This is a genomic window from Holdemanella porci (genome assembly GCF_019052655.1).
Classification (GTDB): domain Bacteria; phylum Bacillota_I; class Bacilli_A; order Erysipelotrichales; family Erysipelotrichaceae; genus Holdemanella; species Holdemanella hominis.
Genome location: NZ_JAHQVB010000181.1, coordinates 1 through 446 on the forward strand (window position 1 = coordinate 1; position 446 = coordinate 446).

At 34.3% G+C, this 446-nt stretch carries 2 protein-coding genes; both read left to right on the plus strand.

The window, feature by feature from the left end; translation table 11 throughout:
* The first annotated feature begins 80 nt into the window (after nt 1-80).
* On the plus strand, nt 81-278 hold the full coding sequence (locus KTQ83_RS12045; protein ID WP_217256970.1) for a hypothetical protein: 198 nt from the start codon (nt 81-83) through the stop codon (nt 276-278).
* The coding region (gene tnpB, locus KTQ83_RS12050) for an IS66 family insertion sequence element accessory protein TnpB (RefSeq protein ID WP_217256971.1) at nt 262-446 on the plus strand (185 nt) is incomplete at its 3' end. The genes KTQ83_RS12045 and tnpB, both read left to right, overlap by 17 nt.

Here is a 446-nt window from a genome sequence, read left to right on the forward strand (position 1 = left end):
AAGCGTCAAATTTGAAGGTGGTACAAAATATAGTTGAGACATGACATAATCTTTGTGTAAGTAGATGGTGATTAAACTACATGGCTAAGATCAACAATGTACACAAGGATGAGCCAGACACTTTCGATTTTGTTAAAGTGAATGTATTAGATGATAAAACTAGAAACGGTAATAATTGTACTGTTCGTTACAACGGTGTTTCTTTCTGTCTGACAAAAGAAAACATGGACTTGGTTTTTGAGTTTATTCAGAGGATGAATCATGCTGGAGCTTTCTAAAATCGAAAATATTTATTTAGCTCCTGGAGCCACGGATCTAAGAAAATCAATCGACGGATGTAGTAATATTGTTCAGTATCAAATGTTTCTTGATCCTTTCAGCCCTTCTATATTTATCTTCTGCAACCGAACAAAGACAACAATCAAAGTTTTAGAATGGGATGGAAA

What these genes read in the sequence shown, in the direction of transcription:
- KTQ83_RS12045 (WP_217256970.1), top strand. Translation starts at nt 81, where the DNA reads ATGGCTAAGATCAACAATGTACACAAGGATGAGCCAGACACTTTCGAT.